At 56.2% G+C, this 20,256-nt stretch carries 12 protein-coding genes and 5 pseudogenes; 9 read left to right on the top strand and 8 right to left on the bottom strand.

What is annotated here, in order from left to right; translation table 11 throughout:
• Nucleotides 1-26: 26 nt before the first annotated feature.
• A complete protein-coding gene (locus M2422_RS22115; protein ID WP_259142757.1) occupies nucleotides 27-4,253 on the bottom strand; it encodes an Ig-like domain-containing protein in 4,227 nt (1,408 codons plus the stop codon).
• A gap of 609 nt (nucleotides 4,254-4,862) precedes the next feature.
• On the opposite strand from M2422_RS22115, the gene M2422_RS22110 reads away from it, so the two are divergent.
• The 6 genes and pseudogenes from M2422_RS22110 (at nucleotide 4,863) to M2422_RS22085 (ending at nucleotide 13,510) form a co-directional block, all read left to right on the top strand.
• A complete protein-coding gene (locus M2422_RS22110) occupies nucleotides 4,863-6,011 on the top strand; it encodes a transposase family protein (RefSeq protein WP_259142755.1) in 1,149 nt (382 codons plus the stop codon).
• A gap of 78 nt (nucleotides 6,012-6,089) precedes the next feature.
• Nucleotides 6,090-6,350: pseudogene (locus M2422_RS22105) on the top strand (transposase); the annotation flags it as partial.
• 376 nt (nucleotides 6,351-6,726) lie between these two features.
• Complete coding sequence (locus tag M2422_RS22100; RefSeq protein ID WP_259142753.1) at nucleotides 6,727-10,947, top strand: Ig-like domain-containing protein; 4,221 nt, start codon at nucleotides 6,727-6,729, stop codon at nucleotides 10,945-10,947.
• 85 nt (nucleotides 10,948-11,032) lie between these two features.
• Complete coding sequence (locus tag M2422_RS22095) at nucleotides 11,033-11,524, top strand: hypothetical protein (protein WP_259142751.1); 492 nt, start codon at nucleotides 11,033-11,035, stop codon at nucleotides 11,522-11,524.
• Nucleotides 11,525-11,680: 156 nt separating this feature from the next.
• On the top strand, nucleotides 11,681-12,046 hold the full coding sequence (locus M2422_RS22090; RefSeq protein WP_259142748.1) for a hypothetical protein: 366 nt from the start codon (nucleotides 11,681-11,683) through the stop codon (nucleotides 12,044-12,046).
• A gap of 1,179 nt (nucleotides 12,047-13,225) precedes the next feature.
• Nucleotides 13,226-13,510, top strand: a complete 285-nt coding sequence (locus tag M2422_RS22085) for a hypothetical protein (RefSeq protein WP_259142745.1) — start codon at nucleotides 13,226-13,228, stop codon at nucleotides 13,508-13,510.
• 768 nt (nucleotides 13,511-14,278) lie between these two features.
• On the opposite strand, the gene M2422_RS23955 is transcribed toward M2422_RS22085, so the two are convergent.
• Entirely contained in the window at nucleotides 14,279-14,647 is a 369-nt protein-coding gene (locus M2422_RS23955) for a universal stress protein (protein WP_404997322.1), read from the bottom strand.
• A gap of 226 nt (nucleotides 14,648-14,873) precedes the next feature.
• On the opposite strand from M2422_RS23955, the pseudogene M2422_RS22080 reads away from it, so the two are divergent.
• Nucleotides 14,874-15,804: pseudogene (locus tag M2422_RS22080) on the top strand (Rpn family recombination-promoting nuclease/putative transposase).
• A 39-nt stretch (nucleotides 15,805-15,843) separates the two neighbouring features.
• On the opposite strand, the pseudogene M2422_RS22075 reads toward M2422_RS22080, so the two are convergent.
• The 3 genes and pseudogenes from M2422_RS22075 to M2422_RS22065 form a co-directional block, all read right to left on the bottom strand.
• Nucleotides 15,844-16,406 (bottom strand): annotated as a pseudogene (locus M2422_RS22075) (DUF2913 family protein).
• A 68-nt stretch (nucleotides 16,407-16,474) separates the two neighbouring features.
• Nucleotides 16,475-16,798 (bottom strand): annotated as a pseudogene (locus M2422_RS22070) (NIPSNAP family protein); the annotation flags it as partial.
• 23 nt (nucleotides 16,799-16,821) lie between these two features.
• Nucleotides 16,822-17,055: a DUF2767 family protein gene (locus tag M2422_RS22065; protein WP_259142743.1), complete on the bottom strand. Its 234-nt coding sequence runs from the start codon at nucleotides 17,053-17,055 to the stop codon at nucleotides 16,822-16,824.
• 55 nt (nucleotides 17,056-17,110) lie between these two features.
• Between M2422_RS22065 and M2422_RS22060 the strand changes: the two genes are divergently transcribed.
• Nucleotides 17,111-17,365, top strand: coding sequence for a hypothetical protein (locus tag M2422_RS22060; protein WP_259142908.1), 255 nt, complete (start codon nucleotides 17,111-17,113; stop codon nucleotides 17,363-17,365).
• Between the two features lie 13 nt (nucleotides 17,366-17,378).
• Nucleotides 17,379-18,055, top strand: a pseudogene (locus tag M2422_RS22055) (ATP-binding protein).
• A gap of 202 nt (nucleotides 18,056-18,257) precedes the next feature.
• Here the strand turns inward: M2422_RS22055 and M2422_RS22050 are convergent.
• The 3 genes from M2422_RS22050 to M2422_RS22040 form a co-directional block, all read right to left on the bottom strand.
• Nucleotides 18,258-18,686, bottom strand: coding sequence for a universal stress protein (locus tag M2422_RS22050; RefSeq protein WP_259142740.1), 429 nt, complete (start codon nucleotides 18,684-18,686; stop codon nucleotides 18,258-18,260).
• Between the two features lie 602 nt (nucleotides 18,687-19,288).
• Nucleotides 19,289-19,543 (bottom strand): hypothetical protein, encoded by a 255-nt coding sequence (locus tag M2422_RS22045; protein WP_259142738.1) that lies wholly within the window; start codon nucleotides 19,541-19,543, stop codon nucleotides 19,289-19,291.
• Nucleotides 19,544-19,559: 16 nt separating this feature from the next.
• On the bottom strand, nucleotides 19,560-20,225 hold the full coding sequence (locus tag M2422_RS22040; protein ID WP_259142736.1) for a Mu transposase domain-containing protein: 666 nt from the start codon (nucleotides 20,223-20,225) through the stop codon (nucleotides 19,560-19,562).
• Nucleotides 20,226-20,256 lie beyond the last annotated feature (31 nt).

The following is a 20,256-nucleotide window of genomic DNA, read 5'->3' as shown; positions in this document are numbered from 1 at the left end:
CAAATTTAAAGATTAAAAGCTAAAGGTTAAAGATCCTGACGACACACAACAAAGTTGAGGTTCGTATCGTAGTGGTGGTAGACGCTGCCATCGTGCAGGCTGACGTAGTAGTGGCCGCCGGCACCGTAGAACTCCGACGTCCAGTAGTAGCTGTTGATGAACCCCGAGTCTGGATAGGCCGTATCTAAACGTCCCCACTCAGCCCACAACAAACCAACACCTCTTACTAACTGACCAGAAGTTAAGTCCGTTCTTTTTGGCAGGCCACCGAGGGAAGAGCAATATTCATCAGCTGTACCCCAGTTCATGAGGTTGCGCCCGTTATTCACAAACCACTTACTGACGGTAAAGGTATAGGTCAGAGGTGCTCCGCCCGCCTTCGGTGTGGCAGTAATCGTCACTTTTTTGGTTTCGCTTGTTGCTGCACCGGTAAAGGATACGTTACCACTGGCATCCACGCTCACCCACCCCTGGTCAGCACTCCAGGTGTAATCACCGTTATGCGATGAATCCCCGCTCAGCAACACCTGGAATTTTGCCCTGGTAAAGCCTGTGGTCGGGAAGCCATTTTCAACAGCAAATGTTGTACCGTTAACGGCAAGCTTGGTGTCTTCCGGTACCGGCACGGGTGGTGGCGGCGTCAGGGTGACCTTCGCCGCTGCCACGCCGAAGGCGCTGCCGTCCAGGGTGACCGTCACGCTGGTCTCGCCCGCCGCGGTCCCGGTCAGGTTCGCGGTGTAGGTGCCGTCCGCCTTGTTCGTGACGGTACTCACGGCGCTGTTTGCCAGGCTGCTGACAAACTCCACGTCGCTGCGGTCCTTAATCAGGTTGCCCTGCGCATCCTTCAGGGTCAGAGTGATGACCGACACGCTGGTGCCGTCCGCCGTGATGGTGTCCGGGGTCGCTGTCAGCGACGACCTTCCGCTGTCCGGGGTATCCGCCACAAAGGTGGTGTCGACCGTCTGGCTGTTACCGTTCACCGTGGCGGTCACTTTCGCCTTGCCGGCCGTGGTGTTGGTCAGCGTGGTGGTGGCGATACCGTCGGCATCAGTGGTGGCGGAAGCGGTGGTAATGGTGGCGCCGTTGGTGGCGGTAAAGGTCACTGCCACACCGGAAACCAGGTTGCCGTTGGCATCCGTTACGATAGCTTTCACCGCGTTGGTGGCCGTGCCGTTGGCTTTCGCGTTATCAGTGGTCGCCGTCAGGTTATCGGCGCTGATGGTTGCCGTGCCGCCGTCGGCCACGAAGGTGGTGTCGACCGTCTGGCTGTTACCGTTCACCGTGGCGGTCACTTTCGCCTTGCCGGCCGTGGTGTTGGTCAGCGTGGTGGTGGCGATACCGTCGGCATCAGTGGTGGCGGAAGCGGTGGTAATGGTGGCGCCGTTGGTGGCGGTAAAGGTCACTGCCACACCGGAAACCAGGTTGCCGTTGGCATCCGTTACGATAGCTTTCACCGCGTTGGTGGCCGTGCCGTTGGCTTTCGCGTTATCAGTGGTCGCCGTCAGGTTATCGGCGCTGATGGTTGCCGTGCCGCCGTCGGCCACGAAGGTGGTGTCGACCGTCTGGCTGTTACCGTTCACCGTGGCGGTCACTTTCGCCTTGCCGGCCGTGGTGTTGGTCAGCGTGGTGGTGGCGATACCGTCGGCGTCAGTGGTGGCGGAAGCGGTGGTAATGGTGGCGCCGTTGGTGGCGGTAAAGGTCACTGCCACACCGGAAACCAGGTTGCCGCTGGCATCCGTTACGATAGCTTTCACCGCGTTGGTGGCCGTGCCGTTGGCTTTCGCGTTATCAGTGGTCACCGTCAGGTTATCGGCGCTGATGGTTGCCGTGCCGCCGTCGGCCACAAAGGTGGTGTCGACCGTCTGGCTGTTACCGTTCACCGTGGCGGTCACTTTCGCCTTGCCGGCCGTGGTGTTGGTCAGCGTGGTGGTGGCGATACCGTCGGCATCAGTGGTGGCGGAAGCGGTGGTAATGGTGGCGCCATTGGTGGCGGTAAAGGTCACTGCCACACCGGAAACCAGGTTGCCGTTGGCATCCGTTACGATAGCTTTCACCGCGTTGGTGGCCGTGCCGTTGGCTTTCGCGTTATCAGTGGTCGCCGTCAGGTTATCGGCGCTGATGGTTGCCGTGCCGCCGTCGGCCACAAAGGTGGTGTCGACCGTCTGGCTGTTACCGTTCACCGTGGCGGTCACTTTCGCCTTGCCGGCCGTGGTGTTGGTCAGCGTGGTGGTGGCGATACCGTCGGCGTCAGTGGTGGCGGAAGCGGTGGTAATGGTGGCGCCGTTGGTGGCGGTAAAGGTCACTGCCACACCGGAAACCAGGTTGCCGCTGGCATCCGTTACGATAGCTTTCACCGCGTTGGTGGCCGTGCCGTTGGCTTTCGCGTTATCGGTGGTCACCGTCAGGTTACCGGCGCTGATGGTCGCCGTGCCGCTGTCCGCCTTAAAGGTGGTGTTCACGGTCTGGCTGCTGTCCCCGATGGTCGCGGAGACCGTCGTCACGCCCGCCTTCGTGTTCGTCAGCGTCGCGGTGGCAAGACCGTTACCGTCCGTCGCGCCGTCGCTGACCGCCGTGATGGCAGCCCCGTTACCGGCGCTGAAGGTCACCTTCACGCCCGGCACCGGGTTACCCTTCGCATCGGTCACCTTCGCCTGCACGGCGTTGGCGTCCGTTCCGTTCGCCGCCGCGTTGTCCCGCGTCACCGCCAGGTCGCCCCGGGCGATGGCCGCCTCCGGCTCCCGGACCGTTATCGTCGTCGTCCGGCGCGCCGAGGCGTTACCCTGCCCGTCACGGGCCACCGCGCTGATGCGGTACACGTTGCTTTCCGCCCCGCGTGCCGCCGCCTGGTACGGCGGGTAGGTTATCTGCAGGCTGTTTTTATTCACCTCGCTCACCCGGCCGCCCGCGGCCAGCACTTCGCCGTACTCCCAGTCAATCCCGCTCACCCCATAACGTGACGTCACCGTCGCGGTCAGCGTGTCCGTACTCCCCGCCTTACCCGCCAGGGTCTCCGGCAGCGACAGGCGGATAAGCGTCTGCTTTTTGTACTCCAGCACAATGTTGTTGTTGCGCTCCACCAGGTCATAGCGGCCCGACGCCAGCGTCCGGCTCAGCCCCACCGCAGCCGGGTTGACCTGGTCTGCCCACGGCGTGCCCGGACGCCAGCTGAAGCCCACGCTGAACCGCGCGTCGCTGTGTCCGCCCTGGCCCTGCCGGTGCTCCGCCCCCAGGGTGACCAGCGGCACCGGGGTGTAGCTCACCCCCGCAGTGACGGCTTTCGGGTCCTTCTGACGCTCGTCCTTACCGAACAGCGCCACCTCGTTGCCGCGGTACTGCTCATACATCAGCTTCCCGCCCAGCTGCGGGTACGCCGGCAGCCAGCCCTCCATCCGCATGTCAAAACCGTCTGCCGGCCGCTCGTCATAGTCGGCCAGGTCACGGGACTGATGCCAGCCCGTTAATCCGCGGTAGCCGTTGGCGGAGAGCCGCAGGTAGTCGGTCCACGCCTCGGCACCCAGCCCGAGGCGGCGGTTGCGCCCGGTCAGGTCGTTGTCGAGGAAGGCGTTCACCCCGTACATCCAGCCCCCCCGGAAGGTGCGCAATCCGGCCCCGAGGTTAACGGTGTGGCGGTCATCCCTGTGCCGGTACCCGAGCTGGGTGAACGCCAGCCAGTCAGGGGTGTCATACAGCGACACCAGGGCGTCAGCGGACGCCTCGCTGAGGGAGAATTTTTCGTCCGCTGCCAGGCTGACCCGGGCGGAGCCGGCGCGGCTGAGCCACTTCTCTATCTCCGTCGAGGCAGCGCCGGTGGCCATGCTGCGGGCCATGCCGGCGGCGGCGCGGGTGGTGTCCCCGCCCTGCAGCATCTGTCCGGCGGTGGAGGCAGTGCCGGCCCAGAAGGCGGCAGGGTCGTCCTGCGCGGCGGCAGTGGCCGGCTCACGCCCGGGACCGGCCTTCATCACGGGCACGTCAATCTCGTCCCCGGCAGAAAGCTGCTCAAAGGGCCTGCTGAAGGTGCGGAGCTGGTTGAGTTTTTTCAGCGCCGCCACGGTCAGGCCGTGGCGTGCGGCCACGGAGGAAACGGACTCCCCGGGCTGCAGGGTGTATACCAGTGTCTGAGCATCCCCCCGGACAGAGGGAGAAGAGGGGGGGGCAGCCATGGCTGACAGGGGCAATATGACCCCGGGGGAGACGCTGGTCAGCTGGGCCACCAGGCAGAGTCTGGCGGCGGTTTTAATCAAGCCTGTATTCATTACATTGTGTCCGGCAGAGTATTTTACGGAGAATGTCAGCACCGGGAAGGACGCCCGTGCCACCAGGGTTTGAGGTATAAATCCCTTTAACGCATGAGGTTAATGGTAGGGGCGGGGGCAAAAGGTTCAATGAAAAGGTGTGTGTCCACAGGGACAGCGGACCTGACGCACAGGAAATTGAAACATTGGCTTTCTGGCTAACCGGGTGTGCAGGGGAAAACTGCCGCCGGTGTACCGGGCTGCGGGGGGGCATCCCCCCCCGGATCATGGACGACTGGGGGCAGTAATCATGCCGGGTCTGGCTGGCTAACCCCCCTGGTATAAGGGGTACGAATAAAGTAACGGGGGCAGAGCAGAACGAAGAATACTGCTGCAGAACAGCTACCTGCCTCAGCACAGCATGGCGGAGATAGACCAGAGCGTTGAAACAGAAGTGATCGAAGCGCTGTCACTCAGCATATAACAGGCCCATTACAGGCTCTGATTGTCCTCTGGGAAGCTTCAGATCGCTTATGCGGCAAGCGGCTCAGAGCGTTACTGCCCCAGCTTATTCCGGCGATGGAGAAACATGGGCATATCAGTCTGAATCCGGCACTCCGCGAGCAACTTATGAAAATCAGTGCGTCCTCCATCGATCGCTTGCTGAAAGAAGCACATACCACCGCCGGTAAAAAACGTAACCGGGTGGTTAACCGCGTCAGCAAAAGTATCCCGGTCAGGATGTTCACCGAGCATGAGCCATATTCACCAGGGTTTATGGAGATGGACCTCGTGGCACACTGTGGCCGGCATCTCTCCGGTACCTTTTTGTGGACGTTGTCGCTGACCGATATCGCCAGCGGGTGGACAGAATGTGTGGCGCTGCCGGCACGCAACGCAGAATTGATCATCCGGGCAGTTGATAAGGTTCAAAAGATCCTGCCATTCCCGCTTCTCGGCCTTGATGTTGATAACGGCGCTGAATTTATCAACGAAGCTTTATTTGAATACTGTTCTGCCAGATGTATAGCACTAACGCGTTCCCGACCATACCGGAAAAACGATCAGGCCTGGATAGAACAAAAAAATGGCTCAGTGGTCAGAAAGCTGGCGGGATGTGGTCGTCTTGACGGTGAGCATGCAGTAAAAGCGATGAACCAGATGTACATGGCTAATCGATTGTTTATTAACTTCTTTCAGCCATCATTCAAGCTTCTGGAGACGCAACGTATTGGCGGGAAAACAGTTCGCAGGCATGACGCTCCCAAAACGCCCTATAACCGCCTGATAGAACTACATACCCTGCGAGCTGAGCTTCGAGGCCACTTTGACGATATCATCCACGCACTTGACCCTTTGAAATTGCTGGAAACCATTCGACTCTATCAGCACCAGCTGGCACGAATAGCTGTCGGGGATCCCGTCGGAGACAAAAACAGCGATTTAACCGCGTTTTTGCAGGGGCTCTCCGTAGCCTGGCAGGAGGGTGCAGTGAATCCTTTACATCATCCAGCTCCATCAAAACCCCGCCACTGGCGAACCCGGGCAGATCCCTTTGCTGACGTCTGGAACGAAATAGAATGCTGGCTGAAAGATGAGCCGCATCTGGGCAGTACCGAATTACTTCTCAAGCTTGAAGACGCACATCCGGGCAAATTCACCGAAGGCCATCGCAGAACACTGCAGCACAGGTTACAGGAATGGCGGGTCAGGGTGGTCAGAGAACTGGTCTACGGAACTCGTGCTGATGGTAACATTTTAGTTGAAGCAAGAAAGTAACATTAACTGGTGAGGCAACACGGCCTATCAGACGTCAACTAGTTTTGCCGACGGACTGAGTTATTGTCGTCTCATATGCACCCTCATGTCCACGTCTCCGTCACCTGCGGCGGCATTGATGCGCACGGAAAGTGGAAGAAAATCAGCTTCCGTAAGGATGCCATGTGCGCCCGCTGGATGTGGAATATCCGCCAGCTTCTGCTGAGCGTCTGGTTCAAAGACGTGGCCCTGCCGCCGTCCCTGTCACATATCACCACCGAATCACAATGGCGAAGCCTGATACTGACGGCCGGAGGCGACTACTGGCACGTGTACATGTCAAAAAAGACGGCCGGCGGCAGCGTCAGGGACGCCCATGCTGACAGCAGGTACTGGCGCACGTTCACGTCGTCCCCGCGCCTGCCGGTAATTACCGCTAACGCAGGGGGTAATTCGCGCTCATTTCCGGATAATTATTAATATATAACAGTAAGTTGGCGCCGCCGTTATTGAACTTTCCGCTGATGGCCTTCAGACTGCGCCCCGGCCTGGCACTTGTAATATTAGTTCATCTCTTTGTCCTGATATTCGCTGCCGGGCACCTCCCGTGAGGGTGCGGTCATTCCGCCCCGGGCAGGGCTTTTTTCTGCTTTTATCTCACCTCCCTCGCGCTCGCGCACCGGTCTGCTGACCGGTGCGTCCTGCAGGGCCGGTGATGCCCCCTGAGACTGAATTCATGAAAACGCGTTTATTACACCTCACGGCCAGGGTCTGCCTTGCAGCCCAGCTGACGGGGATACTGACCGGGACACTGGTGCCGGTGGCGTCCCTGGCAAAAGGCACCGTGCCGGCCCACACGCTGACCGCCCCGCGGACCACTCCCCACACTCTCGGGGAAGGTGAGAGCGTTTCCTCCGTGGCCGCACGCCACGGCCTGACCGTGGCGGCGCTGAAAAAACTCAACCAGCTCCGCACCTTCAGCAGGCCCTTTGAGCAGCTCGCTACCGGGGACGAGATTGACGTTCCTGCCATGAAGGCCGGTCCCGGGCGTGAGCCGGCCACTGCCGGCGCGCAGGATGACCCTGCCGCCTTCTGGGCCGGCACTGCCTCCACCGCCGGACAGATGCTGCAGGGCGGGGACACCACCCGCGCCGCCGCCGGCATGGCCCGCAGCATGGCCACCGGCGCTGCCACAACGGAGATAGAGAAGTGGCTCAGCCGCGCCGGCTCCGCACGGGTCAGTCTGGCAGCGGACGAAAAATTCTCCCTCAGCGAGGCGTCCGCTGACGCCCTGGTGTCGCTGTATGACACCCCTGACTGGCTGGCGTTCACCCAGCTCGGGTACCGGCACAGGGATGACCGCCACACCGTTAACCTCGGGGCCGGATTGCGCACCTTCCGGGGGGGCTGGATGTACGGGGTGAACGCCTTCCTCGACAACGACCTGACCGGGCGCAACCGCCGCCTCGGGCTGGGTGCCGAGGCGTGGACCGACTACCTGCGGCTCTCCGCCAACGGCTACCGCGGGTTAACGGGCTGGCACCAGTCCCGTGACCTGGCCGACTACGACGAGCGTCCGGCCGACGGGTTTGACGTCCGGATGGAGGGCTGGCTGCCGGCGTACCCGCAGCTGGGCGGGAAGCTGATGTATGAGCAGTACCGCGGCAACGAGGTGGCGCTGTTCGGTAAGGACGAGCGCCAGAAGGACCCGAAAGCCGTCACTGCGGGGGTGAGCTACACCCCGGTGCCGCTGGTCACCCTGGGGGCGGAGCACCGGCAGGGCCAGGGCGGACACAGCGACGCGCGGTTCAGCGTGGGCTTCAGCTGGCGTCCGGGCACGCCGTGGGCAGACCAGGTCAACCCGGCTGCGGTGGGGCTGAGCCGGACGCTGGCGTCGGGCCGCTATGACCTGGTGGAGCGCAACAACAACATTGTGCTGGAGTACAAAAAGCAGACGCTTATCCGCCTGTCGCTGCCGGAGACCCTGGCGGGTAAGGCGGGGAGTACGGACACGCTGACCGCGACGGTGACGTCACGTTACGGGGTGAGCGGGATTGACTGGGAGTACGGCGAAGTGCTGGCCGCGGGCGGCCGGGTGAGTGAGGTGAATAAAAACAGCCTGCAGATAACCTACCCGCCGTACCAGGCGGCGGCACGCGGGGCGGAAAGCAACGTGTACCGCATCAGCGCGGTGGCCCGTGACGGGCAGGGTAACGTCTCGGCGCGCCGGACGACGACGATAACGGTCCGGGAGCCGGAGGCGGCCATTGCCCGGGGCGACCTGACGGTGACGCGGGACAACGCGGCGGCGAACGGAACGGATGCCAACGCCGTGCAGGCAAAGGTGACGGACGCGGCGCATAACCCGGTGGCGGGGATGGCGGTGCAGTTCACGGCCGGGAGCGAGGCAGTGCTGTCGTCGGCGTCCGGGGTGACCGGGGCTGACGGGGTGGCGGAGGTGAGCCTGACCAGCCTGAAGGCGGGCGTGACGACGGTCTCCGCGACCATCGGGGACAGCAGCCAGTCCGTTGAAACCACCTTTAAGGCGGACGGCGGTACGGCAACCATCAGCGCCGATAACCTGACGGTGACCACCGACGGCGCGAAAGCGGACGGGGCGGACACCAACGCGGTGAAAGCGATTGTCACTGACGCGAAAGGTAACCTGGTGAAAGACGTGACGGTGACCTTTACCGCCACCAACGGCGCAGTGATTACCACGGAGTCTGCGACCACCGACGCCGACGGTATCGCCACCACCACGCTGAAGAACACCAAAGCCGGTGTTTCTGCGGTGACCGCGAAAGTGAACGGTAACAGCCAGTCTGTGAACACCACCTTTGTGGCCGACGGCGGTACGGCAACCATCAGCGCCGATAACCTGACGGTGACCACCGACGGCGCGAAAGCGGACGGGGCGGACACCAACGCGGTGAAAGCGATTGTCACTGACGCGAAAGGTAACCTGGTGAAAGACGTGACGGTGACCTTTACCGCCACCAACGGCGCAGTGATTACCACGGAGTCTGCGACCACCGACGCCGACGGTATCGCCACCACCACGCTGAAGAACACCAAAGCCGGTGTTTCTGCGGTGACCGCGAAAGTGAACGGTAACAGCCAGTCTGTGAACACCACCTTTGTGGCCGACGGCGGTACGGCAACCATCAGCGCCGATAACCTGACGGTGACCACCGACGGCGCGAAAGCGGACGGGGCGGACACCAACGCGGTGAAAGCGATTGTCACTGACGCGAAAGGTAACCTGGTGAAAGACGTGACGGTGACCTTTACCGCCACCAACGGCGCAGTGATTACCACGGAGTCTGCGACCACCGACGCCGACGGTATCGCCACCACCACGCTGAAGAACACCAAAGCCGGTGTTTCTGCGGTGACCGCGAAAGTGAACGGTAACAGCCAGTCTGTGAACACCACCTTTGTGGCCGACGGCGGTACGGCAACCATCAGCGCCGATAACCTGACGGTGACCACCGACGGCGCGAAAGCGGACGGGGCGGACACCAACGCGGTGAAAGCGATTGTCACTGACGCGAAAGGTAACCTGGTGAAAGACGTGACGGTGACCTTTACCGCCACCAACGGCGCAGTGATTACCACGGAGTCTGCGACCACCGACGCCGACGGTATCGCCACCACCACGCTGAAGAACACCAAAGCCGGTGTTTCTGCGGTGACCGCGAAAGTGAACGGTAACAGCCAGTCTGTGAACACCACCTTTGTGGCCGACGGCGGTACGGCAACCATCAGCGCCGATAACCTGACGGTGACCACCGACGGCGCGAAAGCGGACGGGGCGGACACCAACGCGGTGAAAGCGATTGTCACTGACGCGAAAGGTAACCTGGTGAAAGACGTGACGGTGACCTTTACCGCCACCAACGGCGCCACCATTACCACCGCTTCCGCCACCACTGATGCCGACGGTATCGCCACCACCACGCTGACCAACACCACGGCCGGCACGGCGAATGTGACCGCCACGGTGAACGGTAACAGCCAGACGGTCGACACCACCTTCGTGGCGGATACCCCGGACAGCGGAAGGTCGTCGCTGACAGCGACCCCGGACACCATCACGGCGGACGGCACCAGCGTGTCGGTCATCACTCTGACCCTGAAGGATGCGCAGGGCAACCTGATTAAGGACCGCAGCGACGTGGAGTTTGTCAGCAGCCTGGCAAACAGCGCCGTGGGTACCGTCACGAACAAGGCGGACGGCACCTACACCGCGAACCTGACCGGGACCGCGGCGGGCGAGACCAGCGTGACGGTCACCCTGGACGGCAGCGCCTTCGGCGTGGCAGCGGCGAAGGTCACCCTGACGCCATCACCCGAGCCGGTACCGGAATCCACCACGCTTGCCGTTAACGGTGCAACATTTGCTGCTAGCAGTCACTTCCCGACTACAGGCTTTACCGGGGCTAAATTCCAGGTGCTGCTGAGCGGGAGTGCATCGAATAACAGTAATTACAACTGGAGTGCTGACCAGGGGTGGGTGAGCGTGGATGCCAGTGGTAGCGTATCCTTTACCGGGACGGCAACAAGCGGAACCAAAACAGTGACGATTACTGCCACACCGAAGGCGGGCGGAGCACCTCTGACCTATACCTTTACCGTCAGTAAGTGGTTTACGGATAACAGGGGCAACTCCATGAACTGGGGTACAGCTGATAGACATTGCTCTTTCCGCGGTGGCCTGCCAACAGTAGCGGACTTAACTTCTGGTCAGTTAGTAAGAGGTGTTGGTTCGTTGTGGGCTGAGTGGGGACGTCCAGGAGGGGCCTATCCAGGCTCGGGGCTCATCGACAGCTACTACTGGACGTCGGAGGTCAAAGGTGCCGGCCACTACTACAACGTCAGCCTGGACCATGGCGGCGTCGGCTACAACGTCGCTAAGAGCACCTGGTCTGTTGTGTGTCGTCAGAATCTTTAACCTTTAGCTTTTAATCTTTAAATTTGTTTTTTGTCGTTCAGGTCAGCGCCTTCGGGCGCTGACCAAAAAACGCAAAGGAGTTATCATGAATATTCAGGATAAAATTATTTTAAGTGAACGCCCCGGTAAGCTTTCATTGATACGTGAAGGAATGTTTTTACGCTGTTATGAGCAGTCTTTATTTTTATTTATAACTAACTACCGGGGCGATTTACATGTTTCTTTAAGGCAATTTAAAAATCTTGATGGGCGCCTTGTGGTTTATGGCGGATTCCCTGCCTCACAATTAAAAAAATATTTACCTGAAGCACAGGAAACTGACTGGGGGTATGAAATTGATTGTGAAATCGTCTGCAGCGAGCGCTATCAGGCCTGGTTCAAAAAAACCACACAGAGCCTACCCGCACCTGAAGAAAAGGATGATCAGTTTAATAAGACAGAAGTAAGCGAAAAGGTTTTTTATTTTAATTGTGAGCTGTGTCAGTTTCTTGAATCCTGGAGCCCAGGGAAATTTCCTCGTTCTGTAGATGATGGCTTTATAATGACTGTGAAGAAAGCACTAAATGAGATGGAGTAAATCTGCTGTAATTTGGACTGTATTGCGCAGCAGTACAGGGGGGCGTGATGGCCTGTACAGCCACGGCAGTACAGAAAAACGCTACGAAAGAAGACCGACCCACTCCACGGCTTTATTAAAAAAGGCGTTACAAAGGGGCGAACTTCGAAAGAGGGTATGCCGGAAAACAGAGGGTGGGTAACAGAGTTGCTTTTATTGTTTGGCTCGGGGTTCATCAACAACAACTACTGGACGTCGGAGGTCAACGGTGCCGGCAACCACTACAACGTCAACCTGAACAATGGCAACGTCAACAACAACAACGATACGAACAGCAACTATGTTGTGTGTCGTCAGGGTGTTCTTACTGCCTGTACTGCTGCGCAATCCAGTCCTGCAGATAATATTTTTTTATACGTACCGATGAGTAGTCAGAACCAGATGGAAGAAACCATGTTGTCAGCACCCCGGAATGTTTATGCCAGATGGTGCGGCGGAGACGCCAGTGCTGTGCATGTTTCATCATCCCAAAATAACTATTGATAACGGCCTGCATGCGCTTTAACAAGAGATAGTCAGGAGTAGCGCATATACCTGACCGGGGGGGCTGGCCAGTTTTGTGTGTTAAGGGTTTTAAAAGTATTTCTGAATTCCTTTCCATTTAATAAGGCATTAAAGAAATGTAGCCATTGGATAATGCGGGTAATATTACGCTTTCTGAGATGTAGGTAGTGTGGGTAAACATAATATCCGAGATAATCAGCGCCCTGAGTGCATTTTTGTAAGCTTTGCTTGGTAGGGTGAAGGGTTAGATGAAGATTTTTTTACAAAATGTACCGATATCACGCCGAAAATTAGAGAGTTGTGAGGTACACGAACCAAGAAGAAAGAGGTCATCCATATAACGTACGTAACCTTTTATTTTAAGGGGGTGCTTTATATAATGGTCGAGAGGGCTTAACCATAAGTTTGCAAACATCTGGCTGGCAGCCGAACCAAGTGGAATGCCTGTTAAATGTTTAGCACCGGCCAGTGTTTTATGTGGAGGAATCCCCTGCAGTAACTTATAATCTCCAGAGCAGGTATGCGTGTGTAATGCAACAGGATGAAGAATGCACTTCTCAAGGTTGTATTTAAGATGTTCATATAGGAGGTGGCCGGTGAAATGACGGTCAAGTAGGTTGGTAAACATTTTAAATAGTGGAGGAAGCGGGATTGAATTAAAAAATTCTGAATGTCAAGTTGTAGGTAGTAAGCGTTTCCAGGTCGACGCATAAAGCGTTGCACTCGTTTTACTGCGGCAAGGGTGCCTTTATACTTGCGATTGGCAAAGGTATCGTCAATTAAGTTTTGTTCTACGAAAGGGTTTAAATGATATACAAGCCAGCACTGAACCAATCTGTCCCTGTAGGATGGTGCATATATCTCACGAAGTTTTGGGTCGGTTACGGCAAAACGGCAATACTCTGATGGAGTATAATTCTTGTTAAATATTATCTTCCGATAAACCTTTGCACAGGGCTGAAGAACTTTCAATGTGGAGAGACTTCTGAATGCTCTTTCCGGTCAGGGCGAAACATATTAGTAATTCATGATTAATTTGTTGAAGGAGATTTTCATTGAAATCCATTTTTAAACATCCCAAAATTTATGATGATTTGCTAAAGTTATATAAGTCTTACTGGCAAATCCACAAGCATCTCCCTCCCTCGTTCGTTTCGCATGACAACCGGGGAAACAATACTAAAAGATATTGCCTTGTGCATAAAAAAAGTGATACTGGCTAATGGCGTTGAGAAGAAAATTTATTCTGAAAGAGTGACTGCAGCAAATCATCTGGCAGAAGTAAGAGCAAATTTGGTTGTTACACGGGGTTTACTTACATTAGGATGGGCGCTTAGCTTTATATCTCACGGGGCCTTTATGTCGCTGACATCACAAATGGATGAGATAGAAAAGCAAACAACCAAATGGCATGCATGGTTCATGAATTGGCAGCAGCAGTGAGCATACTTAGTCAGGCGAGTATCGCTGTTCCATTGTACCTGTCGTTGTTAAAAAAGAGAATGACTCAGGAGTGGCCAGGCTCCGGAATGTTTCAGAAGGTGCATGACAAAAAATGTTGTGAGCACGTACGAACAATTGACATTTTACAGAGAAAGTTGCGGATGCATGATGCGAAAATTAGTATATTGCTTGGACTCCTCCCTTCGACGGATGCTCATGGCTGGCTCATAACCACAGCGTAAAGTATAAGGCCGAGATTGTTGCGTATTACCACTCAGAGAGATCGCCTAATAAACCCCTGTGTCAGCATAGTTGTCGCCTCAATTTTTTAGGAGAGTGACTGTGCCTGCACATGCCGTACCAATTGACGTAAAAGAGCAAGGAGTTATCTGGCTTTTGTCTCCCTATAACTGGTCTATCAGACATGATGGTGGTGAGTGGACTCCGGAACGTAGATCTGAATCGCCACGGATAATCTCATTTATTTTGTTATCTTATTCCACGTTATCCCATGCCGTTTTTATCATTGCGTTTTGTTGTGGAGCGTTACGCCTCAAATGAGGCGTTTTTTCATGTTCTACTTACAGCGCTCAATTAATCAGCGATGAGATTAATAATATTTCGACCCGGCTTGCTTTATCTGAGTGCATGGGCTGAACCTGCATGCCAGGGTAGGGTCAAAAGTCCCCGTGACAGCCGGTCCAGTACACCATCTGATGCCCGGCCCCGATAAAACTGCCCCCAGAAATGACGCTGCGGGAGTACAGACTAACGAACTACCAACACGGTGCATTTAGTATGACGGACAACGGATAAGGCGCTGGAACCCAGAAAATACGTTGAGATATCGGGAAAATGGGAGGAAATCATAACTAAGTCTGCTCTGAGAGAATTAGCATATGCCACTATTTGCTGTCTGGGATTACCCGCCGCAACGTGATAATGCACCTTTCCCTCCGGGAGGTGAAATATATCAGCCAGCGCCTTTAATTTCCGCTTTACTTCATCAAAACCTGAACGCTCTGATCGTGCATGCCAGACTCCGCCCAAAGCATCAACCTGCAGACGGGGGGATACGACGGTCAAAAAATGGAATACGGCGCTCTCATTCAGAGATTCAGAAGCAACATGCCGGATCAGCTTATTGACGAGCTCCTCGTCATAGATATTTACCGGTATCTTGGTACCTCACGACAAACCATCATGCGCCTGCGTCACGATGCAGGCACCCCGGAGTTACCCGAATAACAGGGTAGGGGACCGAACCACCCCGGAACAGTCCCCGGCGAAACAGAAGGTACCAGGAACTCAGCTCCGGTATAATACTGCCGGATGAGCACACTTAAACCAACGGAGACGCGGAATGTCAGGCAGAAATAGAAAGGGCGGAAAGTCACCGGTTCCCCATGACGGGCTGTTTAAAACCTTCCTGACCCACACGGATACCGCCCGGGATTTTCTTGCTCTGCATCTGCCCGCAGAACTGCTGCAGCTGTGCGACCTGACCACCCTGCAGCTGGAGTCTGGCTCCTTTATTGAGGAAAACCTGCGAACCTATTTTGCCGACGTGCTGTACTCCCTGAAGACCACTGAGGGCGAGGGATACATTTATACGCTCATTGAGCACCAGAGTAGTCCCGACAGGCATATGGCGTGCCGCCATGCAGAAACACCTGGACGCCGGTCATGAGCAGCTACCGCTGGTTATTCTGCTGTTGTTTTCCCACGGTCGTGGTAGCCCCTGGCCCTGGACGCTGAACTGGACAGAGCTGTTTGCCAGCCCGGGAACAGCACGAAAACTGTATACCGGTGATTTTCCCCTCATCGACGTCGGCGCCATCGATGACGATGAAATCATGAAGCACCGCCGGATGGCTCTGCTGGAACTGATGCTGAAGCACGCACAAACCCGCGACCTGGCCGAGCTGACCGAGCATCTGGTCACCCTGCTGATTGCGGGTTACACTACCGATGAGCAGCTGGTCACTTTAATGAACTGGATGCTGCAGACGGGGGACACGGCCAGACCCGAGGCATTCCTGCAGGAACTGGCCCGCCGGTCACCGCAACACGAGGAGATTTTAATGACTATTGCACAACGACTGGAACAGAAGGCCCGTGAAGAAGGGCGCCAGGAAGGTATCCAGCTTGGCGAACAGCGCGGCATCGAGAAAGGTGAGCGCGAAGCTACCCTGAAAATTGCCCGCACGATGCTGCAGAGCGGCATCGACCGCAATACAGTGATGACCATGACAGGTCTGACTGAAGAAGATCTGCGGTGCTTCACCCACTGACGTTACCGGGGTGCCTGCGTGCGCCCCATTTTTTACTGGTCACCCGGCGCTGATGGTCACCAGTTTCCAGTGGTCGTCGTTGCTGACAGCCTCCCAGCCACAGCTTTTCAGGAGTGCATTCAGCCCCTCGGCGCGTCCACCAATTCTGGCCGGGACCGGCATAACCTGCGTCCCGTCATCATTAAAACCGATATCCAGCGCGCTTTTCAGCAGAAAGATACTGTTTACCGACGCCGGCCGCTCCACTCACTGTCGCTGAGGACGTGATACACCCAGTCGTACTGCTTCGCCAGCTCGAGGGCGTATGTCAGGCGAAAGAGATCGTTCTGCTCAGACAGTTCACCCGTACAGCTGCGCCAGAGATAATCGAGCTTATGCCGTAACCTTGCCCGAACGCCAAGTCTTCGCCCCTGCTCCAGTATCCAGTCAATATCCGTGGCAACGTCACGCGAGAACCGGCGCTGTTTTTTCGCCTGCGCAAACCAGCGGCTGATAAACAGGTTTTCCTGCGACTCGGACAGCACCAGTCCGTCTTCCCGCGCCGTGTGCAGGGCAACAAGAGCGCACCATGCCAGATGGCCCGTTTTTTCCATGCTTCTCATCAATATTCACCTGCCAGCAGCTGAGCGTTGTTTCCTTTCAGACCTGAGGGAGTCAGGTTATGTTTACCGCGAAGCTTTTCCACGCTTTCCGCAGGCAGCCTTATCACCGTTTTAATGCAGCTGTCGATACAACGAATAATGTCTTCACGCGGCCCGCTGCGCCAGTCATCGCCTGTATAAAAAGCACCGGGCACAGCATACATACTTTCCGGACTGTCGAAAGCCCGCACCAGAATGTAGTAATCCGGGTCATGCTGGGACTGGGCAGACCATACAACATCAATGCCGTGGCGCTGATGCTGGGGAACGCTGATCTCCCGCATGATTCGGTGAAAACCGTCGCCGCTGCCGCTGTGTAAGGTGTACTGCAGTATTTCGACCATTCGTGACATTCTGGTGTCTTCCCCTGACGATATCAGTTTCCCTGTCCCGGCAGGAAGCGCGCCTGTTCCAGCAGGTCGATGGCCAGCTGCAGATAAAGCACCTGGTCCGGCGCCCATTTTCCTGTTTCCGCAATCTCACTGCGCAGCACGGCAACAATATTTTCCCGGCGTGAATCATGGCCGGCTTCGGCCAGCATAAAAACGATGCTGCCCACCACCTGGCACATCTCTTCATGCTGGCGCATGAAGGCGTCTGAATACACCATTCTGCTCTCCCTTAAACGATACCTGGCTTCAGGTGTGATTATGCCGTGAAACGGCATGGAGGCGCAAAGCGCCGGAGGCCCCCGCAGCGAAGCGAGGACGAAAAAGCATTACGGCTTCAGCCGTAATAACCCCCCCCTGCCAGACCCCAGCGGCCAGTTGGCCAACAGCGAAGGGCTGAACCGCCTGAAGCAGATAAAATCGATCCTGAAAAGCAATCGCGATCTCGTTTCGCGGGGCAGCGACCAGCATCAGTCGCCGGAGCTCCCCCACGAACATGAAAACATCCGTGGCCCACACCACTTCCACTGAAACAAGGAGCCTGATAATGCCACATACGCTGATGAAAAAACTGTCTGAGCTGAAACTGACCGGCGTGGCCACCGCGCTGTCGATGCAGATGGAACAACCGGGGACTTACGAGGACCTGTCGTTCAAAGAACAGCCGGCACTGCTGGTCTCCCGCGAATCGCTGGAGCGGGAGCAGCGTAAGCAAAAACGGCTGTCATAGAAAGCGCGGGCCCCGCGACTACCAGCCCGCCAGAAACCTGGAGCGTTCACGTATAGCGCAACTGAGCCAGAGCGAACGGGTGCTCCGCGGTCAGAACCTGCTGATCACCGGTCCCTGCGGCAGCGGTAAAACCTACGTGGGCTGCGCGCTGGGCAACAACGCCTGCCAGCAGGGTTACAGCGTGCAGTACTGGCGCCTGAGCCGGTTACTGGGCGAGCTGACGCACGGTCGGGCAGTGAAAACAGCTGACCCAGTTGTCAAAAACTCAGCTACTTATCCTGGACGACTGGGGGCTTGAACCGCTTCAGGCAGCCCATCGTAACGATCTGCTGGAGCTGATGGACGATCGCTACGGTAAAAGCGCAACGGTGATGATAAGCCAACTGCCCACGGAGGAGTGGTACGACTGCGTGGGAGATAACACGCTTGCTGATGCGATCCTAGACAGGCTGATGCACAACGCACAGCGGCTGGATATAAAAGGCGAATAGATGAGAAAACGACTGGCACAGGTTGACTGAAAGTAAACGGTCAGTGTAATAAAAAGAAGCTATGGCTCGTTAGGAAATAACGCGTTCACGTTCCTCCGGAATCACCGTTCATCTTCGCCAGAATACACAAGGCGGAACGGATGACACATGTCCAGTCACTCGGATACGTTTCCTGGACATATGAAAACAAGAGAAAAGCAGGCTAACGAACTACGAATACAGTGCATTTAGCGTGACGGACAACAGCTAAAGCCGTGGATCCAAAAAAATAAGTGGATATATCAGGAAAACTGGAGGGGATCATGGCTAAATCTACATTTAGTGATTTTATGCAAGCCAATATCTCATCTTTAGGTTTTCCCTCCTTAATATGATAATTACATTTATCTTCTGGTAAACTAAATATTTCAACAATCTCTCTCAGTTTCTTTTCAGCTTTGTTATGCTTATACCGTTTTGATTGTTTACTCCAGCTTCCGCTTAGTTCATCGTATTGTGAGAAATACGGAACAACCGTAACAAAATGAAACTCAACGTCTTCATTCATTTCCTCATATGCAACGAATTTAATCAGTTTTTTTACAAGCAATTCATTATTAATATCCACAGGGATAAGAATTTTTTTAGTCATGAGTATCCTTAAGAACTTCTGAAAAATTGCACGCTTATTGCATTCAGGTTTCATCAGCACGGGGGGGCTGGGAGAATGATTGATACTGGATTAATCTTGGTTAACTACACACTACTCATTAAATTGATAAATATAACATGAGCCACACCGAACACCAGACCACAAAAACCGTATCAGGAGAAGCTGTTGCTCCAGAGGAAACCACAGCAAGAGCATAGGGTTTAAGTCTATCAAAGCTTGCGTGGGATTTAAGGATAGTTGCTGTGTTTAAAAGCTTACCTTGTAAGTGACTGGTGTCTCCCCGTACACATCTGCGCTACTGGATTTCGATGGTATGTAATTTTTGATTGTTTTAATCATTCAGCTTACGGCGAGTTTTTTCTATGGACTGGTATCTCTGATTCAGGATTGGGAAGCTGGTTGGGCATACCGCAAAAATGATCTGTTCATTTTAGCCCCCAGGTGCGTATTCCGATGATTCCGGTCAGTGATTCCGGCGATTTCGATCGCGCTTCCCGCGCTGGTTATTTCTTACTTTAGTTTTTAACTCGTCTGATCGGTTTGCGCCAGTTTACGCATTGATTCTCCCCTGAGTTGTTTTCTCAGTGGTAGTACCCGGCACCGCGTACATTGCTGTGCTCTACAGGGGATTCATCCGGCGCCTCGTCTTTCAGCCGGTCCCGGTGGTTCGTCAGCAGATTCAGGATCACCTGTCGCCATGGGTACTCCAGTAACAGCGCCTGCTGGCAGGCATTCTCCAGCCGGGCATCGCCATATTCGCGGCTGAGATTGAGCAGCCCCAGGCAGGTCCGGTAAGCCTGTTCCGGATGTACACGGTGGTGCAGATGCCAGGCCACCACGGCACGGGTGGTGCTACCGATGCTTTCTGTCCGGACTCCATCGCTGTCGGCGGTGCGACTCCGGCATATGTTCTGCCTGCGTGGTGAAGCCGCCCTGTTGCTGCGCTCGTGGATGCTGGGCTACCAGCGTTCCCCGGTGATAGAGGCGAACCAGCCGGGCTCCGGACTCGATATCGATATGGCTGCCAACCAGCGCGTGGGGGACGGAGTACGCATGTTTGCCGTACAGCACGTGATAGTCCGGACCAACCTTTGCCCGGCGGATATCAACGTATTCATACCGGTATGGCGGCAGCGCCTTCAGTGCAGGTTTATCCAGTTTTTCGTACAAGCTTTTCCGGCAATCCGGTAACCGACGGAACGGCCGCTCATTCAGATCCTGCAGTAGCTCACTGATGGCCAGATTCAGCGCGGCCAGCGTGTGGAACACTTCATGCCGCAACCGCATCAGGCTCCAGCGCTCCACAACCAGAACGGCATTTTCAACCTTGGGTTTATCTTTGGGTTTGCGTGGCCGGGCCGGGATCACTGCCGTATTGTAATGGCGGGCCAGCTTACGGTAGTTCTCGTTCAGCTCCGGCTCATAGCGGTCTGCGCGGCTGACCGCCGCTTTCAGCTTATCCGGGACAAGAAGCTGGGGCACGCCGCCGAAGAACTCGAACGTCCTGACGTGGGCCATCAGCCAGCTTTCGTTTGGATATGCGGGATGG

This window comes from Enterobacter sp. SLBN-59 (genome assembly GCF_024807915.1).
Lineage (GTDB): Bacteria > Pseudomonadota > Gammaproteobacteria > Enterobacterales > Enterobacteriaceae > Enterobacter > Enterobacter asburiae_B.
Note: the sequence above shows the minus strand (reverse complement) of the source record. Positions and strands in the feature narration are given on the sequence as shown.

Excerpts from the sequence above, each read along its gene's own strand:
- M2422_RS22085 (WP_259142745.1), top strand. The coding sequence starts at position 13,226 with ATGACAACCGGGGAAACAATACTAAAAGATATTGCCTTGTGCATAAAA.
- M2422_RS22050 (WP_259142740.1), bottom strand. The coding sequence starts at position 18,686 with ATGACTAAAAAAATTCTTATCCCTGTGGATATTAATAATGAATTGCTT.
- M2422_RS22040 (WP_259142736.1), bottom strand. The coding sequence starts at position 20,225 with ATGGCCCACGTCAGGACGTTCGAGTTCTTCGGCGGCGTGCCCCAGCTT.
- M2422_RS22115 (WP_259142757.1), bottom strand. The coding sequence starts at position 4,253 with ATGAATACAGGCTTGATTAAAACCGCCGCCAGACTCTGCCTGGTGGCC.
- M2422_RS22065 (WP_259142743.1), bottom strand. The coding sequence starts at position 17,055 with ATGGTGTATTCAGACGCCTTCATGCGCCAGCATGAAGAGATGTGCCAG.
- M2422_RS22090 (WP_259142748.1), top strand. The coding sequence starts at position 11,681 with ATGCCGGAAAACAGAGGGTGGGTAACAGAGTTGCTTTTATTGTTTGGC.
- M2422_RS22110 (WP_259142755.1), top strand. The coding sequence starts at position 4,863 with ATGAAAATCAGTGCGTCCTCCATCGATCGCTTGCTGAAAGAAGCACAT.
- M2422_RS22100 (WP_259142753.1), top strand. The coding sequence starts at position 6,727 with ATGAAAACGCGTTTATTACACCTCACGGCCAGGGTCTGCCTTGCAGCC.
- M2422_RS22060 (WP_259142908.1), top strand. The coding sequence starts at position 17,111 with ATGGAGGCGCAAAGCGCCGGAGGCCCCCGCAGCGAAGCGAGGACGAAA.
- M2422_RS22095 (WP_259142751.1), top strand. The coding sequence starts at position 11,033 with ATGAATATTCAGGATAAAATTATTTTAAGTGAACGCCCCGGTAAGCTT.